Origin of the sequence: Clostridium sartagoforme (assembly GCF_004794105.1) — a bacterium.
GTDB lineage: Bacteria > Bacillota > Clostridia > Clostridiales > Clostridiaceae > Clostridium > Clostridium sartagoforme_B.
In genome coordinates this window covers 881,947-899,699 of the sequence record NZ_SRYR01000001.1, presented here as the reverse complement: position 1 = coordinate 899,699, position 17,753 = coordinate 881,947, and the positions used below count along the sequence as shown (strand labels likewise).

The following is a 17,753-nucleotide window of genomic DNA, read 5'->3' as shown; positions in this document are numbered from 1 at the left end:
AAATTATGTCAAGTTACATATATACTACTAAAAGACAACTAACTACAAATATTTTATATATAAGTGTCAATAATTCTTCTATACTTTATTATATATTAAAATTAGATTATTTAAGTTTAATCAGCCTTAAATCAGCCTATATAAAGATAAAATATCTTAGCTTTATAAATAGTATTAATAACTTTTAATTTTATAATGTCCTAAATTTGTAGATTACATATTAAAAAAAATATAGTTAGATGTAAAAATATTAAATTTTAATAATAAAAATCGATAGTATAACTTTATTATACTATCGATTTTATTATTATCATATTTATATAATTATATTCAGTATTATTAAAATATATTACTTCTTAGCTTTTTCTTCAGTAGATGTAACTGCTACTTCATTCATAATTGGAAGCTCATATTTTTCTCTAATTTTATTTTCTATCTCAAGAGCTACTTCTGGGTTTTCTTTTAAGTATTGCTTAGCATTTTCTCTTCCTTGGCCTAATCTTATATCGCCGTATGAGAACCAAGCTCCACTCTTTTGAACTATATTTTCTTTAACACCTACATCTACTATATTACCTGTTCTTGATATTCCTTCATTATACATAATATCGAACTCAGCTTGTTTAAATGGAGGTGCTACCTTGTTTTTCATAACCTTAACTCTTGTTCTGTTACCAACAATGCTTTCACCTTGTTTAATAGAGTCTATTCTTCTTACATCTAATCTTACAGATGCATAGAATTTAAGTGCTCTACCACCAGTAGTAGTTTCAGGGTTACCAAACATAACTCCAACTTTTTCTCTTAACTGATTTATAAATATAGCAACACATCCAGTTTTTTGGATAGTACCTGTTAGTTTTCTTAATGCTTGAGACATAAGTCTTGCTTGAAGACCTACGTGTGAGTCTCCCATTTCTCCATCTATTTCAGCTCTTGGAACTAATGCAGCAACAGAGTCAACAACAATAACATCAATTGCTCCTGAACGTACTAATGCTTCAGCAATTTCAAGTCCTTGTTCTCCTGTATCTGGTTGTGATACTATTAAATTTTCAGTATCTACACCTAAGTTTCTTGCATAACTTGGATCCAAAGCATGTTCAGCATCTATAAAGCCAACAGCTCCACCCTTCTTTTGTGCTTCTGCAATAATATGAAGCGCAACTGTAGTTTTACCTGAACTTTCAGGTCCGTATATTTCTATTATCCTACCTCTAGGGACTCCCCCTATTCCTAAAGCTATATCCAAGTCAAGACATCCTGTTGAAATAGCTTCTACATTCAGAGAACTATTTTCTCCAAGTTTCATAATTGACCCTTTACCAAATTGCTTTTCTATTTGACTCATCGCATTTTCAATAGCTTTTAGCTTTTCCATATCTACGTTTCCCATATAGCACCTTCCTCTCTAAAAGAACGTTTGTTCTATATATGAATTATAAAACATTTATTGACTTTAGTCAACATTAATATAATTCATATTTATAATCTTGATTAAATTAAAAGTTCCAACCTTAAGAGTTGGAACTCCCTTTGTAATTATATCCATTTTTATAAAATATACACTATTTTTTAGTATTTATTATTTTTATGTTTTTCTTAAAGTAATCATATCCTGATACTATAGTCATAATAACTGCAATAAGTAAAAGCACCCTTGGTCCATTCATTATAAGTTTCTTAATAATTTCACTACTATTAACTAGAGAAATTAAATATTTTGATGTTCCAACATTTACTTGTAACAATAAAGAAATTATTGCAGCTATTTGTGTTACAGTTTTTACTTTCCCCCACATACTAGCAGCAATTACTTTACCTTCTGAAGCAGCTATAGTTCTTAGTCCAGATACAGCAAATTCCCTAGATATTATTATTACTGTAGCCCAAGCTGGTACAACTTGAAGCTCAACTAAAGAAATTAATGCAGCTGTTACCAAAAGTTTATCTGCAAGAGGGTCCATAAATTTACCGAAGTTTGTTACTTGGTTTCTAGACCTAGCTATGTATCCATCTAATTGATCTGTTAAAGATGCAATTATAAATATAAAAGTAGCTATAAAGGTTCCATACGGGATGTCTTGTACTGCAATAAATATTAAAAATAATGGAACTAAAAATATTCTTAGCATTGTTAGCTTATTTGCTAAATTCATCACATACCTCTCCTACTAAATCATACTCTAGAGATTCCTTAATTTTCACCTTTACAATGTCACCTATATTAATATTATCATTATATTCTATTAATATTGTGCCATCTATTTCAGGAGCCATTTCTGAGCTTCTTCCAATGAAATATTTTCCTCTACGTCTATCTATAATAGTATCATAAACTTTATTCATTTTCAATTTGTTTAAATTAGAAGCAACATCTTTTTGAATAAGCATTAATTTATTTTGTCTTTCTTCTTTTACTTCTTCCTCTATTTGATTCTCCATAGTACTAGCAGGAGTCCCCTCTTCTTTAGAGTACTTAAATACTCCAACATTATCTAGTTTATATTCTTCTAAGAACTCACATAACTCATTAAAATCTTCTTCTGTTTCCCCTGGGAATCCAACTATTAAAGATGTTCTTAAAGTTATAGCAGGAACTTTTTCTCTAAGTTTTTTTATCATTCCAGTTATTGTTTCTTTATTAGTTCTTCTAGCCATTTTCTTTAAAACATTATTGCTTATATGTTGAATTGGTACATCTAAATACTTAACGACTTTTTTATTATTAGCTATTTCTTCTATTAATTCTTCAGTTATTTCCTCTGGGTAACAATATAAAAGTCTAATCCATTCTACCTTCTCTATATTAGAAATTTCTTTAATTAAACTGTGTAATTCTTTTTTATTGTAAATATCCATTCCATAGTAAGTTAAGTCTTGTGCTATTAATATTATTTCTTTAACTCCATTATTAGCTAAAGTATTTACTTCTTCTAATATAGCTTCCTTACTTCTACTTCTAAACTTTCCTCTAATTTTGGGAATAATACAGTATGTGCAATAATTATCGCAACCTTCTGCTATTCTTACATAAGCAGTATGTTTATCTGTAGTTAAAAGTCTTATTCCTTCATTAATATTTTCATCACTATAATTTGCGGCAAATAACTTTCTTTCACCATTTATGAAGTCTAAAATCATTTTATGAATCTTCATATAGTCATTAACACCCATTAATATATCTATTTCTGGCATTAATTCTAAAAGTTCTTCACCATATCTTTGAGTTAAGCAACCTGTAGCAATTAACATTTTGCATTTATACTTATTTTTATACTCTGCCATTTCAAGTATAGTATCAATAGATTCTTGTTTTGCACTCTCGATAAACCCACATGTATTTACTATTATAATTTCAGCTTCTTTCGGATCATTAGTTATTTCATAAAACTTATTTATACTTCCTAAGATAAGTTCTGAGTCTACTCTATTCTTATCGCAACCTAAGCTTACCATTCCAACCTTATATTTTTTCAAAGATACTTCCTCCTGTGTTGTAAAAAGTGATTGTTTTCAACCTAAATATTATTTTAAATTAGTTAATTAGGATTTACAAGTTTTTTTAATCTTCTAGTTCTAATTCTTCCTTAGAAATTAATACCTCTCTTGGTCTGCTTCCGTCTTTTTCGGATATTATACCTCTTTCCTCAAGATCATCCATTATTCTGGAAGCTCTATTAAATCCTATTCTTAGTTTCCTTTGAAGGAATGAAGTTGAAGCTTGATTATATTCCACTACAATTTTTATTGCTTCATTTAAAAGCTCATCTACATCACTTGACTCTGTTCCTTTATCAGTTCCCTTACTTTCATTTTCTATATGTTCAATTATAGATTCTTCATAGTCTATACTTACACCTTCATCTTTTATAAAGTTTACTACTCTTTCTACTTCTTCTTCTGAAATAAATGCTCCTTGCACTCTTATAGGCTTATTTTCACCCATAGGACAATATAACATATCTCCTCTTCCCAGTAGTTTTTCAGCACCTGTTTGATCAAGTATAGTTCTAGAGTCAATTCCTGATGATACAGCAAAAGATATTCTTGATGGTATATTAGCTTTTATTACCCCTGTAATAACATCTACTGATGGTCTTTGCGTTGCAATTATTAAATGTATACCAGCTGCTCTTGCCTTTTGTGCTAATCTACATATATAATCTTCTACATCATTTGGACATGTCATCATTAAGTCTGCAAGCTCATCTACTATAATAACCATATAAGGTAATTTTTCTTCTATGATACCTTTATCAAATAATGCATTATAACCTTCAATATTTCTAACAGATGATTCTGAGAATAAGTTGTATCTTTTATTCATTTCATTAACTGCCCAGTTTAAAGCTGCTGCAGCCTTCTTAGGATCTGTTACTACTGGTATTAACAAATGAGGTATTCCATTATAAATACTAAGCTCAACAACCTTAGGGTCAACCATCAGAAGTCTAACTTCCTTTGGACTATACTTATAAAGTAAGCTCACTATTAATGTGTTTATACATACTGATTTACCAGACCCTGTTGCCCCTGCAATTAAAGTATGTGGCATAGTTGCTAAATCTCCAATTACTGATTTACCTGCTATATCTTTACCTAATGCAAAAGCTAATTTATTATTTGATGTTTTAAATTCTTTATTATCTATTACTTCTCTTAAAAACACTGGAGTTTGCTCACTATTAGGAACTTCTATACCTATAGCTGCTTTTCCTGGTATAGGAGCCTCCATTCTAACTCCACTAGCTGCAAGTCCTAAAGCTATGTCATCTTGAAGATTTACTATCTTTGAAACCTTAACCCCTGGACTTGGTTGTATCTCATATCTAGTAACAGAGGGTCCTTTTGTCACTTGCTTAACATTTGCATCTACTCCAAAGTCATTTAATATACCCACTAGTTTACCAGCATTTTCTAGTAAGCCTCTTTTATCTTCCTTCTTAAATTTTGTCTTATTGTTTATATTTAATAAATCAATTGAAGGATTAATATATGGCTTCTCTTCCTTTTTCTCTTCAGTTAAGCTCTCTTCTATTTCTTTACTAACTACTTCTTTTACGTTATTATCTAACTTTTCTTTCTTTACCTTAACTTCTTCTCTTTCTTTCTTCTCTTCATTAAATACTTCAATATTAAATGGATTTTCTTCACTTCCCTTGTTTTCATCTGTTTCTTTAAATATTTCCATAGAACTATCTTCAAGGGATGAATTTTTCATAAAATCTAATATTTTTATCTTATTATTTATTCCACTTATAAAGTCTTCTCTTTCCTTATCTTCTACTTTAGGAACCACTTCTACTAAGGATTCCTTATCCTTAATTTCTTTTTCTGCATTTTTCTTAACCTTTTTATTTGGTTTATTAAACTTTCCTTTAAAGGCACTAGCTATATCATATAAAGTAATATTAGCAGAAAGAATAACACCTATAATCACTATAGTTGCATATAAAATATATGAACCAATAAAACCAATTAATCTACTTAGAGGATAACTTATCAAATGTCCAAGAAGTCCTCCATTTAGACCATTTTGATCAAATACAGCTTTCCAATCTTCAGAAAATCCTATACTTTCACCTAGTATATTTATACTTGCTGTTGCACAAAATAATGTTATAGATATTATAATCATAGAAAATCCAAATAGCCTTCTTGTAAATTTAATACTCCCTTTGGAAACTATAATATGATAGCCAAAATAAATTAAATATAAAGGAAGTACAAAGGCACTAACACCTATTAAGTTATATATAACATCTCTTGATATTTTTGATAATGCTCCAGCCCAAGTAGTATATATAGCTATAGATAATAATACACCTAAAGCTATATATATTATACCTTTAATATCTCCATTTTCCTTATTTCCTTTCTTAGCTGTGTCCTTTTTATTGCTAGTTTTTCTCGTATTTTTCCTAGACACAATATCACCTCGCCATTTTCCACTTCTTGTAAACAAACTATTTACATAATATAATTATAAACTCAAATAAAAAAAAAGCAATTTAAATAAAATATCATCTATTTAAATTGCTATCTAAATTAACTTTTACTTATTAATTCTTTTAATTTATCTAACGCATCTTTAATTCCGCCAACTTCATCAATGAGTCCACAATCAACAGCCTGCTCTCCAATTAAAATAGTACCCATATCATTAAGCAATTCATCTGATCTTAGCATCATTTCTTTTAAATCTTCTTTATTAATTTTTGAAGTCCTAACTATAAAGTTATCTATTCTTTCTTGCATCTTTTGGAAATAATTAAAGGTTTGTGCCACACCAATAACAAAACCATTCATTCTTATTGGATGAACTATCATAGTTGCTGAAGGTGTAATAAATGAATAACTTGAAGATGTAGCTAAAGGAACTCCTATTGAATGTCCACCTCCTATTACTATTGAAACTGTCGGCTTTGATAATGAATTAATCATTTCTGAAATAGCAAGGCCCGCTTCAACATCTCCACCTACAGTATTTAATATAATAAGTATTCCTTTTACCTTTTCATTTCTTTCCATAGAAATTATTTGAGGAATTACGTGTTCATACTTTGTAGATTTAGTTTGAGCCGGTAATACTTGATGTCCCTCTATTTGTCCTATAATAGGTAATATTTGAATGCTCTCATCTTTATTTACAGCATTTTCGTTGCCAAACTCTACTATTTCTTCTCTTTTTTCTTTTGCCTCTTTAATTCTATTTTCCTCTTCTTGTTCTTCAGTATTATTTTCTATATTTGATGAATATAAGTTTTTTTGCATAATAAAATCCTCCTGTATAATTTTAGTTTATACAAGAGGATTTTATTTATTCACCTAATTGAAAAGAGGCATGTAATAAATTTAATGCTTTTTCTACATTTTCACTTTTAATTAAGCACCATATTGTCATATTGGAATCTGCAGTTTGAAGTATTTCAATTGAATTTTCATCTAAAACCTTAATTATTTTAGACATAATACCTGGTACGCCTCTCATATTAGCTCCAACTATTGCAATATTACTACATTCATCTAGTATTTTATATTTTAAGTTACAGCTTTTAAGAATTCCTTCCGCCTTTTCTTTTTTATTAGAATCTATAGTAAATATCTGTTCACTAGGGAAAATATTAATTAAATCTAAACTAATATTATTTTCTGCTAATATTTCAAGTAAATATCTATAGTTTTTATTTTCTTTATTATCTTTATGATTTAAAGTTATTTGTGTTCTATTATTTAAGTGAGTAATCCCGGATATAATTTTATTATAATTTTTATCTCCTACACTATTAATTAATGTGCCTTTAGAATCACTCATAGTATTCTTAATAACTAATGGTATATTTGCTTTTCTAGCACATTCAACTGCTTTAGGGTGAATTACTTTAGCACCCCTTTCTGCAAGTTGAAAACTCTCATTATAAGTTATTGTAGGAATTAATGCAGCATTTCTAACTATTCTTGGATCCGCAGTCATCATACCATCAACATCAGTGTATATTTCTATTTCTTCAGCATTTAAAGCTTCACCTAATATGCATGCTGAAGTATCACTTCCCCCTCTTCCAAGAGTAGTGAAAAATCCTGATTCACTCATCCCTTGAAAACCACATACCACAGGAGTAATCCCTTGTTCTATTAGCTTTAGTATTTTATCTGAACTTGTACAAATTAATTCTGCACAAGAAAAATCATCATCTGTAATTATACCTGCTTGCCCACCTGTAAGTGGTATTGATTTAACCCCTTCATTTTCTAATATATTACTTATTATTACTGAACTGATTATTTCACCACAGCACATAATCATATCTACAGCTTGTAGGTTATTTTTCTTAAACTTATTATCTATTAAAGATAATAAAGTATCTGTAGCATAAGGTTCTCCTAGTCTTCCCATAGCTGAAACTACTAAAACTGGTGAATAGCCTTTTTCTATTGCAGCCTTTACCTTTGCTACTACTTGAGTTCTTCTTTCAACTGTGGATACTGATGTTCCACCGAACTTTTGTATAATAACCTTCAAGCAGCTAGCTACCTCCTTAAATTACGCCCTTGCTCTTTTAATCTTGTCTTTTTCAGCTGACACTACTATTACATTAGTACCTACTTTAGTAATGTAGTTCCAAGGAATCTCAACATATTCTCTTCCGCCGAATAACCCAAGTTTACTTCCAGCAACAGCAGCAACTATAAATTGTAAATTACCATTTTCATCAATAATAAAATCTAAAGCTTGTTGTGTATCATATTTTTCTGCCTCTTCAGTATTAAATATTTCATATCTTTCTAAATCACTAAGAAGTCTGTATCTTGACTCCTTTTTAGACTCTTCATCATAATAAGCCTCTTTTTTCTTATCTCCTCTTAGCATAAGATTCACCTCCATATTATCTTATGTAAATCTTATGCTAGTTTTAAAGAGATTATTACTCTACATTTAAGTCTATACTCTAGAAATACTTTCATTAGCTGAATTATCATAGGCTCTAATATTAGGTTCTATAATGTTATTTAATTCCTTATAATCAATATCTTGACCTACATAAGCTGTACTGATTATGCCTGGTTTAAAGCAAGTATCTAATACATAATTTATGTCATCGCCATTTATATTGTTAATTTTATTTATAACTTCTTCTTGAGTTTTTATTTTATTTTGCAGTAACATATTTTTTGCATTTGCAAACATTCTTGAAGAAGTACTTTCTAGTCCTAATATATAATTAGCTTTAATCTTTTCTTTATTTATTGCTAATATCTCTTCTGATATACCTTTACTCGCAAAGTTTTTTAATTCTTTGTTAATTACTTCTATAGCCTTTTTAGCTGATTGCTTACTAACTCCAGTATAGATATTATTTAATCCAACTCCAAGATATGGATGACTATATGAGTAAATAGTATAACAAAGCCCTAGTTCTTCTCTTACATTTTGGAATAATATTGATGATGCACCTCCGCCTAAAATATTATTCAGCATTATTAGTGCATATGCGCTATCATGACCATATGGAAGTCCTTTTAGAGCCAAATTAATATGAAGTTGTTCAATTTGTTTATTTGTATAAACACTATCACTTAATAATATTGGAGTATTATAAGTAGGAACATAATCCTCTGCTCCACTCCAAGGTCCAAAAGCATCTTCTAACTTCTTTATTAATTCTTTTTCATCAAACTTTCCGCAAATAGAAATTACAGAATTATATGGAGTATATTTAGAATTAATAAAATCTTTTATTTTTTTACTATTAAATGACTTTATATTTTCAATACTCCCTAAAATAGGGTAAGCTAATGAGTTTTCTCCAAATATTGCTTTAGCTTGATTATTGTCTAATACATCCTCTGGGGAATCTTCACTCATATTTATTTCTTCAATAACTACCCCTTGCTCTTTCTTTATTTCTTCATCATCAAATTTAGAGTTTATTATCATATCTGATAATATATCAATAGCTAAATCTATATGGGTATTTAATGACTTTATATAATAACAAGTAGCTTCCTTACTTGTATAGGCATTTATTTGCCCACCTACATTTTCTATTTCTTGAACTATCTCTTTCGAAGTTCTTTTTTCTGTTCCTTTAAAAAACATATGCTCTATAAAATGAGAAATTCCATTTACGTTTAACTCTTCATTTCTAGAACCATTTTGAACCATAACACCAATGCTTATTGAATTTACATGTTCTATATATTCTGTTACTACTCTTAATCCATTTTTTAGTTTATATGTGTTAAACATCTTTCCTCCTTAAATTATTATTTCTATTTATAACTTGTGTTAATATTCACTTTAAAATAAAATATTTTACAATTTCCAATAATGCGAAAAATCAATCGAACTATAGTTATATTATTCTATTATAACTCAACTTATGTAAATATATTTAAAATTTTATCGTATAAAGAAAAAAAGGCAATAAATTGCCCTTTGCTTACATTTTTTTATTCAGTCTTTTCTTCTTCAGAAGTATCTACTAAAGCATCTTTTCTAGATAAATTAATTCTACCTTGATTATCTATTTCAGTTACTTTAACTAATATTTCATCTCCAACTGATACAACATCTTCAACTTTATTTACTCTTGCTTTATCAAGCTTAGAAATATGACATAATCCTTCTTTATTAGGTAATATCTCAACAAAAGCACCAAAAGTAGCTATTTTAGTTACTTTTCCTAAGTAAACTTCTCCAGCTTTAACTTCTTTAGTTAAGCCATCAATTATTGAAAGTGCTTTTTTAACACCTTCATGATCAGGTGATGATACAAATACTGTACCGTCTTCCTTAATATCAATCTTAACTCCAGTTTCTTCGATAATCTTATTAATTACCTTACCACCAGCTCCTATTACATCTCTAATTTTTTCAGGATCTATAGAAATGATAGAAGTTTTTGGAGCAAATTCAGATACTTCTTTTCTTGCCTCTGGAATACATTCGCTAATCTTATCTAATATATGAAGTCTTGCTTTTCTAGCTCCTCTTATAGCATCTTCAATTACCTTAAAGCTAAGTCCTTTAATTTTAGTATCAACTTGAATAGAAGTAATACCTTCAACAGTACCTGCTACTTTAAAGTCCATGTCTGCAAAGAAATCTTCAATTCCTTGAATATCTGTTAAAACTTCTTCTCTAGATAAGTCTTCAGAAGTTATAAGACCCATTGCTATACCAGCTGCTGGTCTCTTTAGAGGAACCCCTGCATCTAATAATGCTAATGTACTTCCACAAACAGATGCTTGAGAAGTTGATCCATTTGAACTTAATACTTCAGATACTAATCTTATAGTGTATGGGAATTCTTCTTCAGAAGGTATTAGTGGCTCAAGAGCTCTTTCTGCTAAAGCACCATGACCTATTTCTCTTCTACCTGGTCCTCTTAAAGGTCTTACTTCACCAACTGAATAAGCAGGGAAGTTATAGTGATGCATATATCTCTTAGATTCTGCTTCACCTATGCCGTCTATAATTTGAATATCACCAACTGCACCTAAAGTTGCTACAGTCATAACTTGAGTTAATCCTCTAGTAAATAAACCTGTTCCATGAGTTCTTGGAAGTATTCCCACCTCACATGATATAGGTCTAACTTCATCAAATGCTCTTTCATCTGGTCTTCTATGGTGATTTAAAAGCATATCCCTTACTACTTCTTTTTGTAGGTTGTATAATATTTCTTTAATATCTGCTACATTTTCAGGATATTTTTCTTCAAATTCTGCATAAACCTTTTCAGTAACTACGTCCATTGCAGCATTTCTTTCATCTTTATCAGAAATCCACATAGCTTCTTTTACCATTTCACCAGCAAAAGCTTTTATTTCTTCTTCAAGATCTTCGCTAGGTTTATATAATTCTGGTACAATCTTTTCCTTACCGAATTTTTCCATAGCTTCTTCTTGGAATTTTATTATATCTTGACAGCTATCAAAACCAAATTTTATTGCATCAAGCATAACATCTTCTGCTATTTCTAAGCCACCAGCTTCAATCATCATTACTCTTTCGCTAGTTGCACAAACTGTTAATTGAAGGATACTTTCTTCTCTTTCTTTGGATGTTGGATTTAAAACGAAATTTCCATCGATTAGACCTACTTGCACAGCTGCAACAGGTGTTGTAAAAGGAATGCTTGATAAGCATAATGATAATGAGGCTGCATTAATTGCTAAGATTTCTGGTAAATTGTCTTTTTCTACCGATACTACTGTACATACTACTTGCACATCATTTCTATATCCTTTTGGGAATAAAGGTCTAAGAGGTCTATCAACTGCTCTTCCAAATAGAATAGCATTTTCTGAAGGTCTACCCTCTCTTTTAATAAATCCACCTGGGATTTTTCCTACTGAATAAAGTCTTTCTTCATATTCAACGCTTAAAGGAAAGAAATCAATCCCCTCTCTTGGTTTTTCTGAAGCATTAACATTTGTTAAAATAACTGTGTCTCCATAACTAATAAAAGATGCTACATTAGATAACATTCCAACCTTGCCAAATTCAAGTTTTAATTCTCTTCCTGCTATGGTAGTTTTCATTACATTGTTCATTTTGTTACCTCCTTTCAAGGCTACTTTCTTATCATTTAAATTTGTTAAAATAATAGAGCGGCTTAAAAAACCGCTCTAAGGACTATCTTCTTAAGCCTAATTTTTTGATTATAGCTCTGTATCTTTCGATATCTTGTTCAGCTAAGTAGTTTAAAAGACCTCTTCTTCTACCAACCATCATTAAAAGACCTCTTCTTGAGTGGTGATCTTTCTTATGCATTTTTAAGTGGTCAGTTAAAGAATTGATTCTTTCTGTTAATAATGCTATTTGCACTTCTGGAGAACCAGTATCTCCTTCGTGTCTTCCGTGTTCTTTAATTATTTCTTGCTTTCTTATTGCGTCCATTAATCGCACCTCCGTAATATTATCCCCTATATCCAAGAAATGAGATGGCATCCTCAAATCATAGAATTAGGTTCTTCCTAGCTATTATAACAAATCATAATCTTATTGTAAATTGTAAATTATAAATTTACATAATTAAATTATTATATCTCTATTTTTTATAATTTCTTCATCCTTTTTTATTTGATCAACCATTTCATCTAAAGAATCAAATTTCACTTCGTCTCTTATTCTCTCTATAAAATAAACTTTAATTTCTTCTCCATAAATCATTTTATCAAAATTTAAAATGAAGGTTTCTATAGTTAATTCTGTCCCATTTACTGTTGGATTATTCCCAACTGAAGTTAAGCCTTTAAACTTCTCATCACCATATATTACATTAGTATAGTAAACACCTTTTTTAGGAATAACCATCTTATCACTAAATTCTAAATTAGCTGTTGGAACTCCTATAGTTCTTCCAAGCTGTTTACCATGAATTACTTTACCTTTAATTAAGTAAGGCTTTGATAGCATTTCTATAGCCTTACTAACATTTCCTTCTAAAAGGACTTTTCTTATTCTAGTACTGCTTATTGCTTCGCTTTCATAATTATATTGGTCTATTATATATAATTTATATCCATATTTATCTTGAAGCTTTTTAAGTAACTCAACATCACCTAAGTTTTTATGTCCAAATCTAAAATTAAATCCTACAACTATTCCTTTTACATTATAATCTTCACAAAGAAGCTTAATAAAATCTTCAGCTGTAATTGACATAAACTCTTTGGTAAAAGTTCTTAAAACAACAATATCAACATTTTCTTCCTCTAAATATTGAAGCTTTGTATCTAAATCCATAATTAGTTTAGGTGCCTTTTCTGGACTTACAAGGGTTTTCGGATGATTTTTATAAGTAAAAACCATACTTTTGCCATTTTCTTCTTTAGCCACTTGGACAGTCTTTCTTACTAGGGATAGGTGTCCATAATGAAGTCCATCAAAACTTCCTAATGCAACATAATTTTTATTTTCTTTATTTTCTATAATATTATCATCTATTACTAGCATATCCTACACCCCTAATTAATTAGCAATTTTTCTATCTTAAAGCCTTTTTGATCACCTTTTCCAAGCCCTATAAACTTAGAATTTTCGTCATAGACTCTATATAGTCTTCCTATTTCTATTTTATCCTTTGTAAGTCTTTTGTCAAAGACTTTAACTCCATTTATCAATAATTTTGAAAAATTATTTGAAACTACTAGTTTTTCATAATTATCTAAAGCATCATCTATACTAATAATATAATCCTTTATATTATCTAATGTAATATCACTTATATTAATTGCCTCTTCTTCAGTAAATTTTGATGTTTTACTTCTTTTAAGTTTAGTCATTGCAGCACCAACTCCAAGAATTTCACCAATATCAAAGCAGAGACTTCTTATGTAAGTACCTTTAGAGCAAGTAACCTTCATTTTTATATAAGGATTATTAATTTCAACATCCTCAATTTTATAAATGCTTATTAATCGGCCTTGCCTTTCTACTTCAATTCCTTGTCTTGCAAGTTCATATAGCCTTACACCATTTTGTTTTAAAGCAGAATACATTGGTGGTACTTGACTATATTCTCTTTCAAAAGAAAATATAGCCTTTGAAATTTCACTATTAATTAAACTTGATGGATCTTTTTCTTCGATTATTTCACCTTCTAAGTCATATGTAGTAGTCTTTATACCTAGTTTAAATTCCACCTCATAAACTTTATCTGAATCCATAATATAATCTATAATTTTAGTTGCTTTTCCTACACATATAGGTAAAACCCCTGAAGCTTCGGGATCTAAAGTACCAGTATGTCCAACTTTTTTCTCACCTAAAGTCTTCTTTATTACTCTTACAACATCAAAAGATGTCATTCCAGTATTTTTAAAAACATTAATTACTCCATCCATTATAGTAACTCTTTCTCTATTTCATCTAAAATTTTATCCTTTGCTTCATTTAAAGTTAATCCTTTTAATGCAACTCCAGCAGCCTTAACATGACCTCCGCCACCTAAAGCTCCAGCTATTTTTCTTACATCAAAATCATTTTTAGATCTTAAACTAGCCTTAACTCCAATATCAGTTTCTTTAATTAATACTGCAATTTCTACTCCCTTTATTTGAAGTCCAAAAGAGATTATATCTGAAGTATCACCAATTTCTATACCAAGATCTTCTGCATAAGATTTAGGTATTTTAATTAAAGATACTTTCCTATCAAACAGTAATTCCATATCATTTATGGCTCTACCTGTTAGTCTTATTTTTTCAAATGTATTATTATCAAATAAACTTTGATATATAAAAGTATTGTTTACTCCAATATCTTTTAATTTTGAAGCTATCTTATGTGTTCTTGAAGTTACATTTGAATGTCTAAAACCACCTGTGTCTGTTACTAATGAAGTGTAAAGACATGTTCCAATTTCTAGCTTTTCAGTAGATTTCTCATTAAGATCTAATCCTAAACACTCTAATAGCTCATAGACTATTTCTGCAGTAGCAGCTGCATTTATATCTACATAATTTAAGTGTCCATATTTATCATTTGAAATATGGTGATCTATATTTATAATAGTACCCTTATATCCTGATAAATCTGCTGATATTCTATCATAATTGCCACAGTCTAATACTATAACTATATCAGTACAGTCAATAGGAGAAATTAAATTTCCAGTAGCTTCATTTGATCCTTTTAAAAATTGAAGGTTTTCAGAGATTATGTCCTTTGATATTAAATAAGCGTCTTTTTTTATTAGCTTTAAAGCATTTAATAGTGCAAGTGCACTACCTACTGCATCACCGTCAGGTGATACATGATAGGTAATGCCTATTTTACTTGCCTTATATATTAAACTTGCTATATTTTCTAAGGTATTCATTATTTATCTTTAACCTTATCTATTAGCTCTTCTATCTTCATGCTATAAGTTATAGAATCATCTAACTCAAATAAAATTTGAGGTGTATTTCTAAGATTGATTCTTTGACCTATTTCTCTTCTGATATATCCGCTTGCACTCTTTAAGGCTGCAAAAGTTTCATTTTTCTCTTCTTCATCTTTACCAAAAATACTTACAAAGACCTTTGCATATCTTAAATCCTTACTTACTTTAACAGATGTAACTGAAACCATAGCTTTCATTCTAGGGTCTTTAATTTCATCTCTAATAATAACGCTTATTTCTCTTCTAACTTCTTCGTTTATTCTTCCGCCTCTATAATTAGCCATAAACTCACCTCTTTAATTAAAGCTGTTTTCTTTCAACTGCTTGCATGCTAAAGGATTCTATAATATCGCCTTCTTTAATGTCATTAAACTTTTCTACGCTTAATCCACATTCATATCCTTTACTAACTTCCTTAGCATCATCTTTAAATCTCTTAAGTGAAGCTAATGTAGATTCGAATATTACTACTCCATCTCTTATAACTCTAACTTCAGAGTTTCTTAAAATCTTACCTTCTAATACATAGCTTCCAGCAATTGTACCAATGCTTGAAATCTTATATACCATTCTTACTTCTGCCTTACCATTTATAACTTCTTTATACTCTGGATCTAGCATACCAATCATTGCTGATTTTACATCTTCTATAGCATCATAAATAATTCTATAAGTCTTAATTTCAACGCCATCTTTATCTGCTATAACACTAGCATTAGAATCTGGTCTTACATTAAATCCTATTAGTAATGCATTTGATGCTGTTGCTAAAGTTACATCTGTTTCAGTTATAGCTCCAACTCCACCATGAATAACTCTTACCTTAACATCTTCAGTAGAAAGCTTTTCTAATGATTGCTTAATTGCTTGAACTGAACCTTGAACATCAGCCTTAACTATTATTCCAAGTTCCTTAACTGTTCCCTCTTGAATTTGGCTATATAAATCTTCAAGAGATACTCTGTTTTGTGAATGGAAACTTTCATCCTTAATCTTTTGCTTTCTAGTTTCTGCCATGTTTCTTGCTGTCTTTTCATCTTTAACTACTGCAAATCTATCTCCAGCAGATGGAACTTCTGAAAGTCCTAATATCTCAACTGGAATTGAAGGACCTGCTGACTTAATAGATTTACCCTTATCATCAAACATAGCTCTTATTCTACCATATGTTGATCCAACTAAAATTGAATCTCCAACATGTAATGTTCCATTTTGAATAAGTAAAGTAGCAACTGCACCTCTACCTTTATCTAATTTAGCTTCTATAACTGTACCTTTAGCTTTTCTCTTAGGATCAGCTTGAAGTTCAGACATTTCAGAAGTTAATAATACCATTTCTAATAATTGCTCTAGGTTTTCACCTGTTTTTGCTGAAACTGGAACACAAATAGTATCTCCACCCCAATCTTCTGCAACTAACTCATGTTCAGTAAGTTCTTGCTTAACTCTATCAATATTAGCTCCTGGTCTATCTATCTTGTTTATAGCAACAATCATAGGAACTCCTGCTGCCTTACAGTGGTTTATTGCTTCCTTAGTTTGAGGCATAATACCATCATCAGCTGCAACAACTAAAATTACTACGTCAGTAATTTGTGCTCCTCTAGCTCTCATAGCAGTAAATGCTTCGTGACCTGGAGTATCTAAAAATGTAAGCTTTTCTCCATTTAAATTTACTGTATAAGCACCAATATGTTGAGTTATACCACCAGCTTCTCTAGATGTTACATTAGCTTTTCTTATAGCATCTAAAAGAGAAGTCTTACCATGGTCAACGTGACCCATTACTGTAACTATAGGTGGTCTCTTTACTAAGTTTTCTTCAATTACTTCTTCTTCTTCTACTATTTCTAGTTCTTCTTTTTCTTCTTTTTTAACTACTAAGCATTCATATTTTTCACATACTTTTTCTGCAGTTGCAAAATCTATTTCTTGATTTATAGCTGCCATAACTCCTGTGAAAATAAGAGTTTTAATTACGTCTGCTGTAGGCTTACCTATTTTTTCAGCTAATTCTTTAACTGTTATAGTTTCACCTATTTCAACAACTCCAGAACCACCTTCACCAACTACATCTGTCTCTTCTTGATTTTTTCTCTTCTTTTTCTTTTTAGCTTGATTATTCACTTCTTCTTGTAGTTGTTCTTCATATTCATCTACTATAGTCTTATCTTCTGAAGCTTCTTGTTCACTAAGTAATTCCTTAATTAATTCTGCATCTTCATCTTCTATAACGCTCATATGATTTTTAACATCCACGCTAAATTCATTCATTAATAGTTCTATAAGCTCCTTTGAGCTAATATTAAGTTCTTTTGCCAATTCATATACTCTGATTTTTGACAATAA

15 protein-coding genes are annotated in these 17,753 nt (G+C 29.9%); all 15 read right to left on the bottom strand.

The features are described from left to right. Window positions 1-349 precede the first annotated feature (349 nt). Window positions 350-1,396, bottom strand: coding sequence for a recombinase RecA (gene recA / locus E5347_RS04035; RefSeq protein WP_136004916.1), 1,047 nt, complete (start codon window positions 1,394-1,396; stop codon window positions 350-352). A gap of 172 nt (window positions 1,397-1,568) precedes the next feature. Continuing rightward, window positions 1,569-2,159, bottom strand: coding sequence for a CDP-diacylglycerol--glycerol-3-phosphate 3-phosphatidyltransferase (gene pgsA, locus E5347_RS04030; RefSeq protein WP_136004914.1), 591 nt, complete (start codon window positions 2,157-2,159; stop codon window positions 1,569-1,571). Then, a complete protein-coding gene (gene rimO, locus E5347_RS04025) occupies window positions 2,143-3,480 on the bottom strand; it encodes a 30S ribosomal protein S12 methylthiotransferase RimO (protein WP_136004913.1) in 1,338 nt (445 codons plus the stop codon). Before rimO ends, pgsA begins: the two co-directional genes overlap by 17 nt. An 85-nt stretch (window positions 3,481-3,565) precedes the next feature. Further along, window positions 3,566-5,932, bottom strand: a complete 2,367-nt coding sequence (locus tag E5347_RS04020) for an FtsK/SpoIIIE family DNA translocase (RefSeq protein WP_136004912.1) — start codon at window positions 5,930-5,932, stop codon at window positions 3,566-3,568. A gap of 119 nt (window positions 5,933-6,051) precedes the next feature. Beyond that, window positions 6,052-6,777, bottom strand: a complete 726-nt coding sequence (locus tag E5347_RS04015) for a ClpP family protease (RefSeq protein ID WP_136004910.1) — start codon at window positions 6,775-6,777, stop codon at window positions 6,052-6,054. A gap of 46 nt (window positions 6,778-6,823) precedes the next feature. Next, on the bottom strand, window positions 6,824-8,026 hold the full coding sequence (gene dapG, locus E5347_RS04010) for an aspartate kinase (RefSeq protein ID WP_136004909.1): 1,203 nt from the start codon (window positions 8,024-8,026) through the stop codon (window positions 6,824-6,826). A 21-nt stretch (window positions 8,027-8,047) separates the two neighbouring features. Further along, complete coding sequence (locus E5347_RS04005) at window positions 8,048-8,374, bottom strand: YlmC/YmxH family sporulation protein (RefSeq protein WP_136004907.1); 327 nt, start codon at window positions 8,372-8,374, stop codon at window positions 8,048-8,050. A gap of 72 nt (window positions 8,375-8,446) precedes the next feature. Then, the gene (locus E5347_RS04000; protein WP_136004906.1) at window positions 8,447-9,754 is read right to left on the bottom strand and encodes a M16 family metallopeptidase; all 1,308 of its coding nucleotides are present in this window, start codon (window positions 9,752-9,754) and stop codon (window positions 8,447-8,449) included. Between the two features lie 203 nt (window positions 9,755-9,957). After that, a complete protein-coding gene (locus E5347_RS03995) occupies window positions 9,958-12,066 on the bottom strand; it encodes a polyribonucleotide nucleotidyltransferase (protein WP_136004904.1) in 2,109 nt (702 codons plus the stop codon). 82 nt (window positions 12,067-12,148) lie between these two features. Continuing rightward, window positions 12,149-12,412 (bottom strand): 30S ribosomal protein S15, encoded by a 264-nt coding sequence (gene rpsO, locus E5347_RS03990; RefSeq protein WP_136004902.1) that lies wholly within the window; start codon window positions 12,410-12,412, stop codon window positions 12,149-12,151. Between the two features lie 135 nt (window positions 12,413-12,547). Then, window positions 12,548-13,471 carry a bifunctional riboflavin kinase/FAD synthetase gene (locus E5347_RS03985; protein ID WP_136004900.1) on the bottom strand — a complete coding sequence of 308 codons (924 nt, stop codon included), beginning with the start codon at window positions 13,469-13,471 and terminating at the stop codon, window positions 12,548-12,550. An 11-nt stretch (window positions 13,472-13,482) separates the two neighbouring features. Further along, the gene (gene truB, locus E5347_RS03980) at window positions 13,483-14,361 is read right to left on the bottom strand and encodes a tRNA pseudouridine(55) synthase TruB (protein ID WP_136004898.1); all 879 of its coding nucleotides are present in this window, start codon (window positions 14,359-14,361) and stop codon (window positions 13,483-13,485) included. Then, a complete protein-coding gene (locus tag E5347_RS03975) occupies window positions 14,361-15,338 on the bottom strand; it encodes a DHH family phosphoesterase (protein WP_136004896.1) in 978 nt (325 codons plus the stop codon). Before E5347_RS03975 ends, truB begins: the two co-directional genes overlap by 1 nt. After that, window positions 15,338-15,688, bottom strand: a complete 351-nt coding sequence (rbfA, locus tag E5347_RS03970; RefSeq protein ID WP_136004894.1) for a 30S ribosome-binding factor RbfA — start codon at window positions 15,686-15,688, stop codon at window positions 15,338-15,340. Before rbfA ends, E5347_RS03975 begins: the two co-directional genes overlap by 1 nt. A 16-nt stretch (window positions 15,689-15,704) precedes the next feature. Continuing rightward, window positions 15,705-17,750, bottom strand: a complete 2,046-nt coding sequence (gene infB / locus E5347_RS03965) for a translation initiation factor IF-2 (protein WP_136004892.1) — start codon at window positions 17,748-17,750, stop codon at window positions 15,705-15,707. Window positions 17,751-17,753 lie beyond the last annotated feature (3 nt).

Excerpts from the sequence above, each read along its gene's own strand:
- rbfA (WP_136004894.1), bottom strand. The coding sequence starts at position 15,688 with ATGGCTAATTATAGAGGCGGAAGAATAAACGAAGAAGTTAGAAGAGAA.
- E5347_RS04000 (WP_136004906.1), bottom strand. The coding sequence starts at position 9,754 with ATGTTTAACACATATAAACTAAAAAATGGATTAAGAGTAGTAACAGAA.
- E5347_RS03985 (WP_136004900.1), bottom strand. The coding sequence starts at position 13,471 with ATGCTAGTAATAGATGATAATATTATAGAAAATAAAGAAAATAAAAAT.
- E5347_RS04005 (WP_136004907.1), bottom strand. The coding sequence starts at position 8,374 with ATGCTAAGAGGAGATAAGAAAAAAGAGGCTTATTATGATGAAGAGTCT.
- rpsO (WP_136004902.1), bottom strand. The coding sequence starts at position 12,412 with ATGGACGCAATAAGAAAGCAAGAAATAATTAAAGAACACGGAAGACAC.
- E5347_RS03995 (WP_136004904.1), bottom strand. The coding sequence starts at position 12,066 with ATGAACAATGTAATGAAAACTACCATAGCAGGAAGAGAATTAAAACTT.
- recA (WP_136004916.1), bottom strand. The coding sequence starts at position 1,396 with ATGGGAAACGTAGATATGGAAAAGCTAAAAGCTATTGAAAATGCGATG.
- truB (WP_136004898.1), bottom strand. The coding sequence starts at position 14,361 with ATGGATGGAGTAATTAATGTTTTTAAAAATACTGGAATGACATCTTTT.
- E5347_RS04015 (WP_136004910.1), bottom strand. The coding sequence starts at position 6,777 with ATGCAAAAAAACTTATATTCATCAAATATAGAAAATAATACTGAAGAA.
- pgsA (WP_136004914.1), bottom strand. The coding sequence starts at position 2,159 with ATGAATTTAGCAAATAAGCTAACAATGCTAAGAATATTTTTAGTTCCA.
- E5347_RS03975 (WP_136004896.1), bottom strand. The coding sequence starts at position 15,338 with ATGAATACCTTAGAAAATATAGCAAGTTTAATATATAAGGCAAGTAAA.